Origin of the sequence: Kitasatospora sp. NPDC088548 (genome assembly GCF_044753005.1) — a bacterium.
GTDB lineage: Bacteria > Actinomycetota > Actinomycetes > Streptomycetales > Streptomycetaceae > Kitasatospora.
In genome coordinates this window covers 45,662-62,156 of the sequence record NZ_JBIVMI010000004.1, presented here as the reverse complement: position 1 = coordinate 62,156, position 16,495 = coordinate 45,662, and the positions used below count along the sequence as shown (strand labels likewise).

Genomic DNA, 16,495 nt, shown 5'->3' with positions numbered 1-16,495 from the left:
CCGGGGGTCATGGTCGGACGGGCTACGGGCGCTTGGCGAAGCCGAGCGAGCGCCGCTTCCGGTACGACGGGCCCTTCGAGGTCTCACGGGTGGTGCGGTAGCGGGCCAGCGAGCCCATCCCCGGACCGCCCTCGTCGTCACCGCTGGCGGCGGCCACCGGGTCGCGCCCGAAGCGGCGCCCGATCAGCATCACCACCGGTACCACGAACGGCGCCAGCAGCAGGTCGTACAGCAGGGCGCTGAAGACCAGTCCGCCCAGGCCGACATGGCGGGCGGCGGTGTCGCCGACCAGGGCGCCGACCATCGCGTACAGCAGGGTGGAGGCGACCGCCGCGGCGGCCACCACCAGCAGCGCGCCGGAGACCGAGCGCTGGCGGCCGTGGTCCTGGCGGAGCAGTCCGGCGGCGTAGCCCATCAGGCAGAGCACCAGCGCGTAGCGGCCGATCGCGTGGTCGGACGGCGGCGCGAGGTCGGCCAGCAGCCCGGCGGCGAACCCGACCAGGCAACCGCCGGTGGGCCCGTACACCATGGCCAGGCCGACCACCACGAGCAGCAGTATGTCCGGTGTGGCGCCGGGGAGTTGGAGCCGGCCGAAGACGCTGACCTGGAGGATCAGGCCGAGCAGGATCAGGACGGCGGAGACGGGGATGCGGGCGAGGCGCATGGCTCAGTTCCCCCCAGTGGTCTTGGCGGGCGGGACGGCGGCGCCGGGGGCCGCGGGGGCCGGGGCCTGCCCCTGGGCGGCGGCCGGCACGGGCGGCAGGACGGCGTCGCGAGGGTCGGTGCGCGGCGCCACGACCACCACGCCGACCAGGTCGAGCCGGGTGAACTGGACGAAGGGCTCGACCAGGATGGTCTTGGTCAGCTGGCCCGGGTTCGCCTCGACCTCGACCACCTTGCCGACCGGGACGCCGGGCACGAACGGGCGGCCGCTCTGCGAGCCGAAGGAGACCAGCCGGTCCCCCTCCTTGACCTGGGCCTTGCCGTTGAGCAGGGAGACCTTCATCGGGCCGGTGCCCTGCCCCGAGGCGAACCCGATCTCGCCGGTGCCCTCCAGCCGGGTACCGGCGCTGAAGCCGGGATCGGAGGCCAGCAGCACGGTGGACGTGGTCGGCGCCACGGTGGTGATCCGGCCGACCAGCCCCTGACCGTTGATCACCGTCATGTCCCGGCTGAGCCCGTCGTCGCTGCCGGCGTCGATGGTGATGGTCCAGGAGAAGCCCTGGGCCGGACCGATCGCGATCACCTGGGCGGCCTTGACCGTGTAGCCGCCGGAGCCCGCGGTGCGCAGCAGGTCGTCGAGCTGCTTGGTGCGGCCTGCCGCCATGTCGGAGGAGGCGAGCTTCTGGCGCAGCTCGGTGTTCTCGCGCGCGAGCTGGTCGGCGCGGCCGCTGTGGGTGGCGGTGTCGCGGAACGCGCGGACGGTGTCGGCCACCGGGTCGACCACGGTGGCGGCGGCGCGCTCGACGGGGCCGAGGACGGCGGCGGCGGTGCGCCGGGCGCCGCCGAGCGGAGAGCTCTCACCGCCCTTGATGTCGACGGTGATCAGCGCGAAGGCGACGGCCACCAGCAGGATGAGCAGCAGCCGGCTCTCTCGTGTATCCCTCACGGTGCTGGTACTGCCCCTTCGTACCTTGGCCCCCCACCCCTGGCTGTGGGGCCCGGGCGGGGGCCGTTCAGTTGACTGACAGGTTTTTCTCGGTACTGCTAACGACGCGGCTGGGCGTCCAGCACCTGCTGAAGCGCCTCGAACTCCTCGACGCACTTGCCGGAGCCGAGGGCCACCGAGTCCAGCGGGTTCTCCGCGATGTGGATCGGCATGCCGGTCTCGCGGCGCAGCCGCTCGTCGAGACCGCGCAGCAGGGCGCCGCCGCCGGTGAGCACGATGCCCCGGTCCATGACGTCGCCGGCCAGCTCGGGCGGGCACTGGTCGAGGGTGGTCTTGACCGCGTCGATGATGGAGTTGACCGGCTCGTCGATGGCCTCACGGACCTCGGCGGCCGAGATGACGACGGTCTTGGGCAGGCCGCTGACCAGGTCGCGGCCGCGGATCTCGGCGTGCTCGTCCTTCTCGCCCTCCAGCCCGAAGGCGGAGCCGATGCTCATCTTGATCTGCTCGGCGCTGCGCTCGCCCAGGAGCAGCGAGTACTCCTTCTTGATGTGCTGGACGATGGCGTTGTCCAGCTCGTCGCCGGCGACCCGGATGGACTGCGCGGTGACGATGCCGCCGAGTGAGATCACGGCGACCTCGGTGGTGCCGCCGCCGATGTCGACCACCATGTTGCCGGTGGCCTCGTGGACGGGCAGCCCGGCGCCGATCGCGGCGGCCATCGGCTCCTCGATGATGTGCACCTGGCGCGCGCCGGCCTGCGAGGAGGCCTCGATCACGGCGCGGCGCTCGACCCCGGTGATACCGGAGGGCACGCAGACCACGACCCGCGGGCGGGCCAGGTAGCGGCGGCGGTGGATCTTGAGGATGAAGTAGCGGAGCATCCGCTCGGTGATCTCGAAGTCGGCGATCACGCCGTCCTTCAGCGGGCGGATGGCGACGATGTTGCCCGGCGTCCGGCCGATCATCTTCTTCGCCTCGGCCCCGACCGCCAGGATCCCACCGGTGTTGGTGTTGACCGCGACGACGGACGGCTCGTTGAGGACGATCCCCTTGCCCCTGACGTACACCAGCGTGTTGGCAGTTCCGAGGTCGATCGCCAAGTCGCGGCCGATGAACGACAGGTTGTTGGCCATGGGGTGTAGGTGCCTTCCCGGGCTCGGAGTCATTGCGGGGGGGGTGGACGAAAGCGCGTGCCCAGGGCGGAGACCGGCTCGGCAGCCGTACCAAGCCCTTGAGTCGCGTCCATCGTAGTCACGCCTGCCCGTACGGACGTCGACGTGGGGCGTACCGTCCATTGTCCGGAGCGTGATCGCTTCTCCGGGCATTGGGACGCCGTGTCGGCACCCCTAGTTCCCTATTTCACGATAAGAATGCCCCGGCCGGGCCAATGGTCCCGACCGGGGCAGTCCAAGGTCCTAGGCGTGCGCCGGGAAGAAGATCTTGATCTCGCGCTCGGCGGAGGCCTCGGAATCCGAGGCGTGGATCAGGTTCTCCCGGGTGATGGTCGCGTAGTCGCCGCGGATGGTGCCGGCACCGGCCTCCAGCGGGTTGGTCGCACCGGCCAGCATGCGGATGCCGCGGACGACCTCCTCGCCCTCGACGATCAGCGCGAGCGACGGGCCGGAGGTCATGAACTCCAGCAGCGGCTCGTAGAACGGGCGGCCGATGTGCTCCGCGTAGTGCTGCTCCAGCGTCGCCCGGTCGAAGGTGCGCAGTTCGACCGCGGTGAGCCGCCAGCCGGCCTTGCGCTCGATGCGGCTGATGATCTCGCCGGCCAGGCCGCGCTTGACGGCGTCGGGCTTGAGCAGGACGAGAGTGCGCTGGGACACGGTGCGTCTCCTGGGTAATCGGTTCGGCGTGCGATATACGCGACTACCCCAGAGATTACCTTGCGTGAGCAGCCCGGAAGCCCGCCCGGGCTGCCCCCGCGGCCTAGGCCTGGGCGGCCTCGGCCGCCGTACGGGCGGCCTTGAACTCGTCGATCTTGCGGCCGTAGTGCACCGAGCACCACCAGAGGCCGGCGAAGACCACGCCGAGGCCGAACATCGTCGGCAGGACGAACCCGCTGGCGACCAGGCCGACCTGCAGCGCCCAGCCGATCGCCACCGCGCCGGGGCGGTTGATCATGCCGCAGAGCAGGATGCACAGCGCCATGGCGACACCGGTGACCGTCCACACCGTGGCGGTGGGGACGTCGGAGAGCTGCATCGCCACCAGGGCGGCGAAGAGCACCACCAGCGCCTCGCCGATCAGCGTCGAGGAGCAGAGCGTCCTCATGTCACTTCCTCCCGAGCAGCAGGCGGGCCTCGCCCACCGTGATGACCGAACCGGTGACCAGCACCCCGGCGCCGCCGAGGTCGCCCTCCTCCTCGGCCAGGGTGACGGCGGCGGCGATGGCGTCGTCGAGGCGGGGCTCGACCTGGACGCGGTCCTCGCCGAAGATCTCGACGGCGATCGCGGCCAGGGCGTCCGCGTCCATCGCGCGATGGGTGGAGTTCTGGGTGACCACGACCTCGGCGAGGACCGGCTCGAAGGCCTCCAGCAGGCCCGCCACGTCCTTGTCGCCGCTGGTGCCGATCACGCCGACCAGCCGGGTGAAACCGAAGGACTCGCCGATCGCGGCGACGGTCGCCTCGGCACCGTGCGGGTTGTGCGCGGCGTCCAGCAGAATCGTGGGGCTGCGGCGGACGACCTCCAGGCGGCCCGGGGAGGAGACGCCGGAGAACGCGTGGCGCACCTTGTCCACGTCCAACTGCCCGCCGCGGGCGCCGCCCACGCCGAAGAAGGCCTCGACCGCGCCGAGCGCGAGTGCCGCGTTGTGCGCCTGGTGGGCGCCGTGCAGCGGGATGAAGACGTCCTCGTACTCCTCGCCGCCGAGCCCACGCAGCGTCACCAGCTGCCCGCCGATGGCGACCTCACGGCGGATCACGCCGAACTCCATGCCCTCGCGGGCCACCGTGGCGTCCACCTCGACGGCGCGCTTGAGGATGGTCTGGGCGGCGTCCAGCTGCTGCTGGGCGACGACGGCGACCGCGCCGGACTTGATGATCCCGGACTTCTCGACCGCGATCTCGCCGGTGGTCCCGCCCAGCTTGTCGGTGTGGTCCAGGGAGATCGGGGTGATCACCGCGACGGCGGCGTCGATCACATTGGTGGCGTCCCAGGAGCCACCCATGCCGACCTCGACCACGGCGACGTCCACCGGGGCGTCGGCGAAGGCCGCGTAGGCCATGCCGGTCAGCACCTCGAAGAAGGACATCGCGACCGGCTCGCGCTCGTCGACCATCCGCACGTACGGCTCGATGTCCCGGTAGACCTCGACGAACCGCTCGGGGCTGATCGGGGCGCCGTCCAGGGAGATCCGCTCGGTGACGGACTCCACGTGCGGGCTGGTGTAGCGGCCGGTGCGCAGCTCGAAGGTGTTCAGCAGCTGCTCGATCATCCGGGCGGTGGAGGTCTTGCCGTTGGTGCCGGTGATGTGGATGGAGGGGAAGGACCGCTGGGGCTGGCCCAGGATGTCCATCAGCGCCTCGATCCGGTCGAGCGAGGGCTCCAGCTTGTTCTCCGGCCAGCGCTTGGACAGCTCCAGCTCGACGTCGCGCAGGGCGTCGCCGGAGCCGCCGTCGGCGGGGCGGAGGGTGTACGGGTTCGGGTCGGCCTTGTCGCTCACGACCACAGTCTACGGAGCGACGGCGGCCACCCCTCACGGGGTGAGAACGGCCACTTTGCCCAGACTTTCCGATTTACCCCTTTTACTATCGATTCGGCGGGTCTCAGACGCGATGAAGCATCGATTCGCACCCCAAGGAGACAAATCACCTTTGATCATGAGGAGAGCAGCGCCATGCCCGACGCCGTGCGCGACTACATCCTGGACAACCGGAACGGGATCGTCTGGGTCGCCGAGCTGGCCTCCCTGGCGCTGCTCGCCTACATGGTCTTCGTGTTCGGCCGCTTCCTGCTCTACTGGGCCGGCTCGCGGCACGCGTTCACACACGCCAGGCCCGCCGAGCCCGGCGACCCCTCGGCCTTCCGGTGGCACCTGGTGATCCCCTGCCGCGACGAGGAGGCGGTGGTCACCCAGACCCTCGCCGGTCTGCGGCGCAGCGCCCCCGAAGCCCATCTGTGGGTGATCGACGACGACAGCGAGGACGCCACCCGCGACCTGGTACTGGCCGCCGCCGGGCACGACCCGCGGATCCACCTGGTCCAGCGCCGGCGCCCGCACGCCCGGATCGGCAAGGGCGCCGCGCTGAACGCCGCGTACCGCGAGATCTCCGCCTGGCTGCCCGAGGGCACCGACCGCTCCCGGGTGGTGCTCGGCGTGGTCGACGCCGACGGCGAACTGGACCCGGGCACCCTGGAACAGGTCTGCGCCGACAAGGCGATGGGCCGCCCCGACACCGGCGCCGTGCAGATCGGCGTCCGGATGCGCAACGCCGACGACGAACGGCCGCTGCCCGGCCGCGGCCGGCTCGTCAACGCCCTGGCCCGCGCCCTGGTACGGCTGCAGGACATCGAGTTCCAGGCCAACAACACCGGCATGCAGCTGCTGCGCCGGCGTACCGGCAGCGTCGGCCTCGGCGGCAACGGGCAGTTCGTCCGGCTCACCGCGCTGGACTCGCTGACCGCCGAGGAGGGCCGGCAGAACCGGCCCTGGCCGGAGCGGGCACTGCTGGAGGACTACGAGTCCGGCCTCGAACTGCGGCTGGCCGGCTGGCGGTTGACCCACATCACCGAGGCGCAGGTCTCCCAGGAGGGCCTGGTGTCGTTCCGGCGCTTCCTCACCCAGCGCACCCGGTGGGCCCAGGGCAACATGCAGTGCCTGCGCTACACCGGGCGGGTGCTGCGCTCGCCGCACTACCGCTGGGCCGGCAAGGCCGAGGTGATGTACACCTTCCTGCAGCCCGTGGTCTGCGTGCTGCTGGTCGTCCTGACCCCGCTGTCGATCGGGATCACGCTGGCCGGCCTGGCGCTCTTCCCCGAGGAAACCGCCGACTTCCACCTCCGGTTCGGGCCGTTCATGGCCGCCGCCTTCGTGCTCGCGACCCTGCCGATGGTGTTCTGGGGCTTCGCCTACCGCAGGCGCGTCCACCCCGGTCGGCGCCGGCTCACCGGGCTGCTCTGGGGCGCGCTGCTCTGGCTGTACGCCTATCACCTGTTCGTGGTCGCGACCCGGGGCGCCGTCCGGCTGCTGCTCGGCCGCAACGGCTGGGCCAAGACCAGACGCAACGCCGAGAAGGTCGTCCTCGGCGCCCCGACCGCCCTCGAATCCTGAGAACCACCGGAGTCACCCCGTGAGCATGTGCCTTCCCCCCGCCAGCGTCGCCGTCGTCCTCGGCACCCGCCCCGAACTGGTCAAGCTCGCCCCGCTGATCCACGAACTCGGGGACGCCACCCGGCTGGTGCACACCGGCCAGCACTGGGACGAGGCGATGTCCGGCCGCTTCCTGCGCGACCTCGGCCTGCCCCGGCCCGAGCTGCTGACCGGCGTCGGCGGCCGCCCGCGCGCCGGGCAGATCGCCCAGTCGCTCGGCCAGCTGGACGCGGCGTTCGCCGAGAACCGCCCGGCCGCCGTGGTCGTCCAGGGCGACACCAACGCCACCCTGGCCGGGGCGCTCGCCGCCAACGCCCGCGAGATCCCGCTGGTGCACGTCGAGGCCGGGCTGCGCAGCTTCGACCGGGCGATGCCCGAGGAGCACAACCGGGTGATGGTCGATCATGTCTCCGACCTGCTCTGCGCCGCCACCCGGGAGAACGCGGCCAACCTGCGCGCCGAGTCGCTGCCCGAGGAGCGGATCGCCGTCACCGGCAACACCGTCGTCGAGGTGGTCCGGCGGCAGCTGCCCGACGAGGCCGGGCGGGCCCGGCTGCTCGCCGCGCACGGGCTGCGCTCGGACGGCTATGTGCTGGCCACCGTCCACCGGCCGGAGAACACCGACACCGCCGAGGCCCTCGGCGCGGTGCTCGCCGAGCTGGACCGGACCGCCCGGGCCGGCACTCCGGTGCTGTTCCCGATGCACCCGCGCACCCGCGCCGCCGTCGAGCGGTTCGCGCTCGACGGGCTGCTGGAGCGGATCGCCGTCACCGAGCCGGTCGGGTACGCGGAGTTCCTGGGCCTGGCCCGGCACGCCGCGCTGCTGGTCTCGGACTCCGGTGGGGTGCAGGAGGAGTGCACCGTCCTGGGCCGTCCGCTGCTGGTGGTGCGCCGCTCGACCGAACGGCCGGAGGCCGTGGAGGCCGGCTTCGCCGCCCTGGTACGGCCCGGCGAGGAGTTCGGCGAACTGACCCGGGCCTGGCTCGCGGACGCCCCCGAGCGGCTCGCCCGGCTGGCGGCCACCCCCAGCCCGTACGGGGACGGACTGGCCTCGGCCCGCATCGCCCGGCTGACCACGCGGCTGGCCCGAGCCGCCGAACCGGCCGGGGCAGCCGGGGCGCTCGCGGCCTGAGCCCGCCAAGGTCCTCTTGACAGCCGGATTGGTCTACTCCACCTTGTGAGGCAAGTCTCCTTCCCCGACAGGGACTTGATTTGTCGGTAGCTCCCGCACGCGCACCATCGACACCCGGACGGCCCGCCCCCACGCGAGCCGACGGCCTCCCCCCACAGGAGATGGAGTCATGCCACCTGCCCGACACCGGCGCCCACGCGCCGTCCACACCCTGCTCGCCGGAGCCGGCGCGATCGCGCTGGGCCTGAGCGGCCTGGTCCTCACCACCGGTGCCTCCGGTGCACCGAGCGCCGACGTCGACCTGATCGAGAACGGCGGCTTCGAGGCCACCAGCCACCTCGGCGGCTGGACCTGCCCCACCGGCAGCACGGCCCAGACCACCACCGTCCACTCCGGCTCGTACGCGCTGCGCGCCACCCCGGGTGCGGGCGACACCGGCGAGTGCACCCAGACCGTCACGGTGAAGCCGTCGTCGACGTACTCGCTGAGCGCCTGGGTGCAGGGTTCCTACGTCTACCTCGGTGCCCGCGGCACCGGCGCGGCCGCGGACCCGGGCACCTGGACCAACTCGGCGAGCTGGTCCAGGCTCGCCACCACCTTCACCACCGGTGCCACCACCACCAGCGTCACCGTCTACCTGCACGGCTGGTACGGCCAGCCCGCCTATCTGGCCGACGACATCTCGCTGATCGGTCCCGGTGACCCCAAGCCCACGCCGACCGACACACCGACCCCCACCGACACCCCGACGGACTCGCCCAGCCCGACCCCGACGGACACCCCGACGGACCGGCCCGGTCTGCCCAAGCACCTGCTGACCGGTTACTGGCAGAACTTCGACAACGGCGCCACCGTGCAGCGGATCAGCGATGTCCCGGCCGCGTACGACATCATCGCGGTCGCCTTCGCCAACGCCACCGGCACACCCGGCGGGCTGAGCTTCGCCGTGGACGGCAAGCTCTCCTCCCGGCTCGGCGGCTACACCGAGGCCCAGTTCAAGGCCGACATCGCGGCCAAGCGGGCGGCCGGCAAGAAGGTGGTCATCTCGGTCGGCGGCCAGGACGGCACCGTCTCGGTGAACAGCTCCGCCTCGGCCACCACCTTCGCCAACAGCGTCTGGTCGCTGATGCAGACCTACGGCTTCGACGGGGTCGACATCGACCTGGAGAACGGCATCAACGCCACCTACATGGGCCAGGCGCTGCACTCGGTGGCCGCGAAGGCGGGCAAGGGATTCATCCTCACCATGGCGCCGCAGACCATCGACATGCAGTCGACCGGCATGGAGTACTTCAAGCTGGCGCTGAACGTGAAGGACATCCTCACCATCGCCAATATGCAGTACTACAACTCCGGCGCCATGCTCGGCTGCGACGGCGGCGTCTACTCCCAGGGCTCGGAGAACTTCCTGACCGGGCTGGCCTGCATCCAGCTCAAGGGCGGGCTCCGGCCCGACCAGGTCGGCCTCGGCGTCCCGGCCTCCACCAGCGCGGCGGGCGGCGGTTACGTCAGCCCGAGCGTGGTCAACAACGCGCTGGACTGCCTGGCCGCCGGCACCAACTGCGGGAGCTTCAGGCCCGACACCACCTGGCCGGGGATCGGCGGGGCGATGACCTGGTCGACCAACTGGGACGCCGCGGCGGGCGGATCGATCGCGAGCAGCATCGGCGGACATCTGCACGCGATGCCGTAGGCGCCGGGCTGGACCGGGGCCCGGGCCGGGGTTCAGACCCCGGCCCGGGCCTCCGGAATCTCGGGGCACGGACCGCAGTGCCGGCGGCGCAGCTCGGCGGTGATCTCGGCCAGCTCGCCCTCGGGCAGCAGCGGCAGCATCATCGCGACGCCCTGGAGCAGGCCGCCGAGCAGGAAGGTGGTGTCGGCGGTGGTGGACACCAGGCCGCGGACCTCGGCCACCTCACCGGCCGCGACGGCCTCGATCAGCCGGGCCGCGTCGGCGGTCTCCTCGTCCACGGCCACCCCGCCGGTGTCGGCCGGGGCCCGCCGGGCCATCGCGTGCAGGACCCGGTCCCCGACCTCGGGCGCGTACGCCTTGCGCACCGCCTCGGCGGCGATCCAGGCCAGCAGGGTGGTCACCTCGCGTTCCGCGTGCTCCTCGAAGAGCCGGTCCAGCGCGTAGTCGAACGCGAGCTGGTTTCCGTGTCGAAACGCGAGCAGCAGCGTCGCCGCCCTGGCCTTGGCCTCCTCGACCGCCTCAGCAGACAGTTCGTCGGCCAACTCCTCGGTCACCACCACGCCATACCCTCCCGTCGGTCATCGGCTCTGCGGAACTCCTGCACACCGTACACATCCGACCTGTGAACTTCCGCGAACGCGCGCGGGCAAGACCCGAATGAATTCGGACGGAATAGGACCTCACCCGGTCCGGGATGAATATTCGCCGGAAGGGAGCAATGTGATTGGGCTATTAGGACGACGGATTAACGGGTGGCGGGAAATGGCGAGGGGCCGCACCCCGCCGAGGCGGGATGCGGCCCTGGTGAGCCGTCGGCCGGTCAGGCCTGCGGCAGCGCCGCGAGCTGGGCGGTGATCCGGGCGATGTCGGCCTCGGCGGCCTCCTGGCGGGCACGGATCTTGGCGACCACGTCGTCCGGCGCCTTGGCGAGGAACGCCTCGTTGCCGAGCTTGGCCGTGGTCTGGGTCTTCTCCTTCTCGGCGGCCGCGAGGTCCTTGGCGAGACGCTTGCGCTCCGCCGCGACGTCGATGGTGCCGGAGAGGTCCAGCGCCACGGTGGCGCCGGCGACCGGGAGCGAGGCGGTGGCCGTGAAGCCCTCGCCCGGGACGGTCAGCCGCAGCAGCGAACGGATCGCGTCCTCGTGGACGGCGAGCACGGTGCCGGCCAGGCCAAGCTCGGCCGGGACCTTCTGCGCGGGCTGCAGGCCCTGGTCCGAGCGGAACCGGCGGACCTCGGTGACCACCTGCTGGAGCGTGGCGATCTCCGCCTCGGCGGCGGTGTCCCGGTAGCCGCTGTCCTTCGGCCACTCGGCGATCACCAGGGACTCGGCGCCGGTGAGCGTGGTCCACAGGGTGTCGGTGACGAACGGGACGACCGGGTGCAGCAGCCGCAGGGTGAGGTCCAGGACCTCGCCCAGCACCCGGCGCGAGGCATCGGCCTGCGCGCCGCCCTTGGCCAGGGTGGTCTTGGAGAGCTCGACGTACCAGTCGAAGACCTCGTCCCAGGCGAAGTGGTAGAGGGCGTCGGAGACCTTGGCGAACTCGTAGTCGTCGTAGAGCGCGTCCACCTCGGCGACGGTGGCGTTCAGCCGCGACAGGATCCAGCGGTCGGCCGCGGTCAGCTCCTCCGGCGCGGGCAGCGGGCCCTCGACGGTGGCGCCGTTCATCAGCGCGAAGCGGGTCGCGTTCCAGATCTTGTTGCAGAAGTTGCGCGCGCCCTTGACCCAGTCCTCGCCGATCGGCACGTCGGCGCCCGGGTTGGCACCGCGGGCCAGGGTGAAGCGGACGGCGTCGGCGCCGTAGGCGTCCATCCAGTCCAGCGGGTCCACGGCGGTGCCGGAGGACTTGGACATCTTCTTGCCGAACTCGTCACGGACCAGGCCGGTCAGCGCGACGGTCTTGAACGGCGCCTGGCCGTCCATCGCGTACAGGCCGAACATCATCATCCGGGCGACCCAGAAGAAGATGATGTCGTGGCCGGTGACCAGGACGTCGGTGGAGTAGAACTTCTCCAGGTCCGGGGTCTGCTCGGGCCAGCCGAGGGTGGAGAACGGCCAGAGGCCGGAGGAGAACCAGGTGTCCAGGACGTCCGGGTCCTGGTGCCAGCCCTCGCCGCTCGGCGGCTCCTCGTTCGGGCCGACGCAGACGACCTGGCCCTCGGGGCCGTACCAGACCGGGATCCGGTGGCCCCACCAGAGCTGGCGCGAGATGCACCAGTCGTACATGTTGTCGACCCAGTCGAAGTAGCGGCCCTCCAGGCCCTTCGGGTGGATCTCCACCTTGCCGTCGCGCACCGCGTCGCCGGCGGCCTTCGCCAGCGGGGCGACCTTGACCCACCACTGCAGCGACAGCCGCGGCTCGACCACCGTGTGGCAGCGCGAGCAGTGGCCGACGGCGTGCATGTACGGACGCTTCTCGGCGACGATCCGGCCCTGCTCGCGCAGCGCGCCGACCACGGCCGAGCGGGCCTCCAGGCGGTCCAGGCCGAGGAACGGCCCGTGCACGGTGATCAGGCCGCGCTCGTCCATCACGGCCAGCGACGGCAGGTCGTGGCGCTGGCCGATGGCGAAGTCGTTCGGGTCGTGCGCCGGGGTCACCTTGACGGCGCCGGTGCCGAACTCCGGGTCGACGTGCTCGTCGGCGACGACCGGGATCTCCCGGTCGGTCAGCGGCAGCTTGATGGTCCGGCCGATCAGGTGGCGGTACCGCTCGTCCTCGGGGTGGACCGCGACCGCGGTGTCGCCGAGCATCGTCTCGGCCCGGGTGGTGGCGACGACGATCGAGTCCTCGCCCTCCCCGTAGCGGATCGAGACCAGCTCGCCGGGGACCTCCTCGTGCTCCACCTCGATGTCGGAGAGCGCGGTGAGGCAGCGCGGGCACCAGTTGATGATGCGCTCGGCCCGGTAGATCAGGCCGTCGTCGAAGAGCCGCTTGAAGATGGTCTGGACGGCCTGGGAGAGGCCCTCGTCCATGGTGAAGCGCTCGCGCGACCAGTCCACGCCGTCGCCGAGGCGGCGCATCTGGCCGAGGATCCGGCCGCCGTAGTTCGCCTTCCACTCCCAGACCTTCTCGACGAAGGCCTCGCGGCCCAGGTCGTGGCGGGAGAGGCCGGACTCGGCGAGCTGCTGCTCGACCTTGTTCTGGGTGGCGATGCCGGCGTGGTCCATGCCCGGCAGCCAGAGCGTCTCGTAGCCCTGCATCCGCTTGCGGCGGGTCAGCGCGTCCATCAGCGTGTGCTGGAAGGCGTGGCCCAGGTGCAGGGCGCCGGTGACGTTCGGCGGCGGGATGACGATGGTGTACGGGGGCTTGTCGCTCTTGGCGTCGGCGGTGAAGTAGCCCCGGTCCACCCAGCGCTCGTACAGCTCGCCCTCTACCTCCGCCGGGGCGTAGGTCGTCGGGAGGGTGGCTGCGTCGTCCCCGGCGTGAGTGCTCGCGGGGCGCTGGTTCGTCGTGTCGGTCACGACGCACAGTTTACGTAACCGGGGGGGCGGGTTACGAACCGCTTTCACCCGGCGGACTCCGCGCGTCCGGCCGGTCCGCCGCCGGGGACACCGCGGTCGTCGCCAAGTGGCCCTCCCCGCACGGCAAGAGCCCCGCACCGGCCGGTGCGGGGCTCTTCCGTCAGACTCGGGTCAGGCGCTCTTCTCGCGCCGCTCCCGCTTGATCATGTCGCGCGGGACGAGGGTCGGGATGGCGTGCTTGGAGACGACGTCCCCGGTGACCACCACGCGGGCGACGTCCTGGCGCGAGGGGACCTCGTACATCACGGACATCAGCACCTCCTCCATGATGGCCCGCAGCCCGCGCGCGCCGGTGCCGCGCAGGATCGCCTGGTCGGCGATGGCCTCCAGTGCGTCCCGGGAGAACTCCAGCTCCACGCCGTCCAGTTCGAAGAGCTTGCGGTACTGCTTGACCAGCGCGTTCTTCGGCTCGGTGAGGATCTGCAGCAGCGCCTCGCGGTCCAGGTTGTGCACGCTGGTGATCACCGGCAGCCGGCCGATGAACTCCGGGATCATGCCGAACTTGACCAGGTCCTCCGGCATCACCTGACGGAAGTGGTCGCTGGCGTCCGACTCCCGCTTGGAGCGGATGTTGGCGCCGAAGCCGATGCCCTTGGCACCCGCCCGGCCCTCGATGATCCGCTCCAGGCCGGCGAACGCACCGCCCACGATGAACAGCACGTTGGTGGTGTCGATCTGGATGAACTCCTGGTGCGGGTGCTTGCGCCCGCCCTGCGGCGGCACCGAGGCGGTGGTGCCCTCCAGGATCTTCAGCAGCGCCTGCTGCACGCCCTCGCCGGAGACGTCCCGGGTGATCGACGGGTTCTCGCTCTTGCGGGCGACCTTGTCGATCTCGTCGATGTAGATGATCCCGGTCTCGGCCTTCTTGACGTCGTAGTCGGCCGCCTGGATCAGCTTCAGCAGGATGTTCTCGACGTCCTCGCCGACGTACCCGGCCTCGGTCAGCGCGGTGGCGTCGGCGATCGCGAACGGCACGTTCAGCATCCGGGCCAGCGTCTGCGCCAGCAGCGTCTTGCCGGAGCCGGTCGGCCCGAGCAGCAGGATGTTGGACTTCGCCAGCTCGATGGCGTCCTCACGGCCGTTGCCGCCGCTGCGGCCCGCCTCGCCGGCCTGGACACGCTTGTAGTGGTTGTAGACGGCCACCGACAGCGCCTTCTTGGCGAGGTCCTGGCCGACCACGTACTGGTCCAGGAACTCGTAGATCTCGCGCGGCTTCGGAAGCTCCTCGAAACGCACCTCGGAGGTCTCGGCGAGCTCCTCCTCGATGATCTCGTTGCACAGGTCGATGCACTCGTCGCAGATGTACACGCCTGGGCCGGCGATCAGCTTCTTCACCTGCTTCTGCGACTTGCCGCAGAACGAGCACTTGAGCAGGTCGCCACCGTCTCCGATGCGTGCCACGAGGTGCTTCCCCTTCGCCAGGGGCCCCGCGGGGGTTCCGGGGCCTGGTGCTGTGGACCGTCAACGCCGTCGGCGATCGGTCTCGCTATCCGACGGTACTCTGCCGGGCCCCTGATTCCGTCCTCTTCGCCAGGTCTGCCCTACGCCCTGGGCGAATTGATACCGAACAGATGCCGACACCGATGCCGCCGGTGTGCCGGAGGCGGGGCGCGCAACGGCTTGCGCGCCCCGCCCCTGGACCCCTCCCGCCCGATGGCGGGCCAGGAGGGAAGGTGCCGGCCTCAGGAGGTCAGCGAGGACTTGCGGGTGGAGATGATCTGGTCGATCAGACCGTACTCGAGGGCTTCCTCGGCGGTGAGGATCTTGTCGCGCTCGATGTCGTCGCGCACCTGCTCCACCGGCTTCTTGGAGTGCTTGGAGAGCATCTCCTCCAGCTGCTCGCGCATCCGGAAGATCTCCTTGGCCTGGATCTCCAGGTCGGAGACCTGGCCGCGGCCGGTCTCGGTGTACGGCTGGTGGATCAGGATCCGGGCGTTCGGCAGCGCCATCCGCTTGCCGGGGGTGCCGGCCGCGAGCAGCACGGCCGCCGCGGAGGCCGCCTGGCCCATGCAGACGGTGGTGATGTCCGGCTTCACGTACTGCATGGTGTCGTAGATGGCCGTCAGGGCCGTGAACGAACCGCCGGGCGAGTTGATGTACATCTGGATCTCGCGGTCCGGGTCCATCGACTCCAGGCACAGCAGCTGCGCCATGATGTCGTTCGCGGAGACGTCGTCCACCTGCGAGCCGAGGAAGATGATGCGCTCCTCGAACAGCTTCGCGTAGGGGTCGTACTCACGGACGCCCTGCGAGGTGCGCTCGACGAAGCGCGGAACGATGTAGCGGCCCTCGGCACGCATGTCCTCGACGCGCGACTTGGCGCTGGAGAGGCTGGGGATGTTCATGGGGGTTCTTGTCCTCCGGAGCGTTGTGGCTGTGGTCTCGTCGGCCGGGCCGAGGCTCAGGCGCCGGTGCCGCCGCCGCCGGGGACGTCCGCGGCGCTGTGCATGATCGCGTCGATCAGGCCGTACTCCAGGGCCTCCTCGGGCGTGAACCAGCGGTCGCGGTCGGAGTCCGCGGTGATCTGCTCGAAGGACTGGCCGCTGTGGAAGGCGATCAGCTCGGACATCCGCTTCTTGGTGCGGAGCAGCTGCTCGGCCTGGATGCGGATGTCGGTGGCCGAACCGCCGAGGCCGGCGGACGGCTGGTGCATCAGGATGTTGGCGTTCGGCAGCGAGAAGCGCTTGCCCTTGGCGCCGGCGGTCAGCAGGAACTGGCCCATCGAGGCGGCCATGCCCATCGCGATGGTGACGACGTCGTTCTTGATGTACTGCATGGTGTCGTAGATCGCCATGCCGGCCGAGATCGAGCCGCCCGGGGAGTTGATGTAAAGGAAGATGTCCTTGTCCGGGTCCGCGGCCAGCAGCAGCAGCTGGGCGGTGATCTTGTTGGCGATGTCGTCGTCGACCTGCTGGCCGAGGAAGATGATCCGCTCGTTGAGCAGCCGGTTGTAGACCTGGTCCCCCAGGCCGCCGAGCACGTCACCAGAGGCGGCGTGCGGCGCCATCGGGCCAGGCATCTGCATCTGCGGGAACGTCACTTAGCCACCTGCTCAGTCGTTTTGGACGGTCGCTCCACGGCCGTCACGCTGTCGCACAGCTTCCGGGTATCACGTCGTGATTGTTGCTGTCCAAGGACCCTAACGCGCAGGCCGGGCCGCAGAATCCCTCACGCAGAACTGTTCGCTGTGAGCGCAGGGTCCGCGCGGCGCCCCGGGGGAA

The 16,495-nt window shown here is 70.8% G+C and carries 14 protein-coding genes; 3 read left to right on the top strand and 11 right to left on the bottom strand.

Going from position 1 to position 16,495, the window contains the following annotated elements; genetic code table 11:
- Positions 1–22: 22 nt before the first annotated feature.
- From mreD to ACIP82_RS07770, 6 genes are all read right to left on the bottom strand, one after another.
- The gene (gene mreD / locus ACIP82_RS07795; protein ID WP_363607549.1) at positions 23–664 is read right to left on the bottom strand and encodes a rod shape-determining protein MreD; all 642 of its coding nucleotides are present in this window, start codon (positions 662–664) and stop codon (positions 23–25) included.
- Positions 665–667: 3 nt separating this feature from the next.
- Entirely contained in the window at positions 668–1,609 is a 942-nt protein-coding gene (gene mreC, locus ACIP82_RS07790) for a rod shape-determining protein MreC (protein WP_363607550.1), read from the bottom strand.
- Positions 1,610–1,707: 98 nt separating this feature from the next.
- Positions 1,708–2,733 carry a rod shape-determining protein gene (locus ACIP82_RS07785; protein ID WP_030256393.1) on the bottom strand — a complete coding sequence of 342 codons (1,026 nt, stop codon included), beginning with the start codon at positions 2,731–2,733 and terminating at the stop codon, positions 1,708–1,710.
- Between the two features lie 294 nt (positions 2,734–3,027).
- Positions 3,028–3,441: a nucleoside-diphosphate kinase gene (ndk, locus tag ACIP82_RS07780; protein ID WP_400651945.1), complete on the bottom strand. Its 414-nt coding sequence runs from the start codon at positions 3,439–3,441 to the stop codon at positions 3,028–3,030.
- Positions 3,442–3,544: 103 nt separating this feature from the next.
- Complete coding sequence (locus tag ACIP82_RS07775) at positions 3,545–3,889, bottom strand: DUF4233 domain-containing protein (protein ID WP_400651943.1); 345 nt, start codon at positions 3,887–3,889, stop codon at positions 3,545–3,547.
- A 1-nt stretch (position 3,890) separates the two neighbouring features.
- Positions 3,891–5,282, bottom strand: a complete 1,392-nt coding sequence (locus ACIP82_RS07770) for a folylpolyglutamate synthase/dihydrofolate synthase family protein (RefSeq protein ID WP_363607553.1) — start codon at positions 5,280–5,282, stop codon at positions 3,891–3,893.
- A gap of 174 nt (positions 5,283–5,456) precedes the next feature.
- Between ACIP82_RS07770 and ACIP82_RS07765 the strand changes: the two genes are divergently transcribed.
- The 3 genes from ACIP82_RS07765 to ACIP82_RS07755 all read left to right on the top strand — a co-directional run bounded on the left by ACIP82_RS07765 (position 5,457) and on the right by ACIP82_RS07755 (position 9,754).
- Entirely contained in the window at positions 5,457–6,890 is a 1,434-nt protein-coding gene (locus ACIP82_RS07765; RefSeq protein ID WP_400651940.1) for a glycosyltransferase, read from the top strand.
- A gap of 25 nt (positions 6,891–6,915) precedes the next feature.
- Entirely contained in the window at positions 6,916–8,061 is a 1,146-nt protein-coding gene (gene wecB / locus ACIP82_RS07760; RefSeq protein WP_400651937.1) for a non-hydrolyzing UDP-N-acetylglucosamine 2-epimerase, read from the top strand.
- 169 nt (positions 8,062–8,230) lie between these two features.
- On the top strand, positions 8,231–9,754 hold the full coding sequence (locus tag ACIP82_RS07755) for a glycosyl hydrolase family 18 protein (protein WP_363607556.1): 1,524 nt from the start codon (positions 8,231–8,233) through the stop codon (positions 9,752–9,754).
- 32 nt (positions 9,755–9,786) lie between these two features.
- Here ACIP82_RS07755 and ACIP82_RS07750 read toward each other — a convergent pair whose 3' ends face one another.
- The 5 genes from ACIP82_RS07750 to ACIP82_RS07730 all read right to left on the bottom strand — a co-directional run bounded on the left by ACIP82_RS07750 (position 9,787) and on the right by ACIP82_RS07730 (position 16,293).
- Complete coding sequence (locus ACIP82_RS07750; RefSeq protein ID WP_400651934.1) at positions 9,787–10,314, bottom strand: hypothetical protein; 528 nt, start codon at positions 10,312–10,314, stop codon at positions 9,787–9,789.
- Between the two features lie 260 nt (positions 10,315–10,574).
- Positions 10,575–13,214, bottom strand: a complete 2,640-nt coding sequence (locus ACIP82_RS07745) for a valine--tRNA ligase (protein WP_363607558.1) — start codon at positions 13,212–13,214, stop codon at positions 10,575–10,577.
- Positions 13,215–13,385: 171 nt separating this feature from the next.
- Positions 13,386–14,675, bottom strand: coding sequence for an ATP-dependent Clp protease ATP-binding subunit ClpX (gene clpX, locus ACIP82_RS07740; RefSeq protein ID WP_063347569.1), 1,290 nt, complete (start codon positions 14,673–14,675; stop codon positions 13,386–13,388).
- 281 nt (positions 14,676–14,956) lie between these two features.
- Positions 14,957–15,619 carry an ATP-dependent Clp protease proteolytic subunit gene (locus ACIP82_RS07735; protein ID WP_363607559.1) on the bottom strand — a complete coding sequence of 221 codons (663 nt, stop codon included), beginning with the start codon at positions 15,617–15,619 and terminating at the stop codon, positions 14,957–14,959.
- A gap of 56 nt (positions 15,620–15,675) precedes the next feature.
- Positions 15,676–16,293: an ATP-dependent Clp protease proteolytic subunit gene (locus ACIP82_RS07730; RefSeq protein ID WP_305067940.1), complete on the bottom strand. Its 618-nt coding sequence runs from the start codon at positions 16,291–16,293 to the stop codon at positions 15,676–15,678.
- Positions 16,294–16,495: the final 202 nt, after the last annotated feature.

Bases quoted from the DNA above. Each gene is read 5' to 3' on its own strand.
- mreD (WP_363607549.1), bottom strand. From the start codon at position 664: ATGCGCCTCGCCCGCATCCCCGTCTCCGCCGTCCTGATCCTGCTCGGC.
- ACIP82_RS07775 (WP_400651943.1), bottom strand. From the start codon at position 3,889: ATGAGGACGCTCTGCTCCTCGACGCTGATCGGCGAGGCGCTGGTGGTG.
- ACIP82_RS07765 (WP_400651940.1), top strand. From the start codon at position 5,457: ATGCCCGACGCCGTGCGCGACTACATCCTGGACAACCGGAACGGGATC.
- wecB (WP_400651937.1), top strand. From the start codon at position 6,916: ATGTGCCTTCCCCCCGCCAGCGTCGCCGTCGTCCTCGGCACCCGCCCC.
- ACIP82_RS07755 (WP_363607556.1), top strand. From the start codon at position 8,231: ATGCCACCTGCCCGACACCGGCGCCCACGCGCCGTCCACACCCTGCTC.
- ACIP82_RS07735 (WP_363607559.1), bottom strand. From the start codon at position 15,619: ATGAACATCCCCAGCCTCTCCAGCGCCAAGTCGCGCGTCGAGGACATG.
- ACIP82_RS07730 (WP_305067940.1), bottom strand. From the start codon at position 16,293: ATGCCTGGCCCGATGGCGCCGCACGCCGCCTCTGGTGACGTGCTCGGC.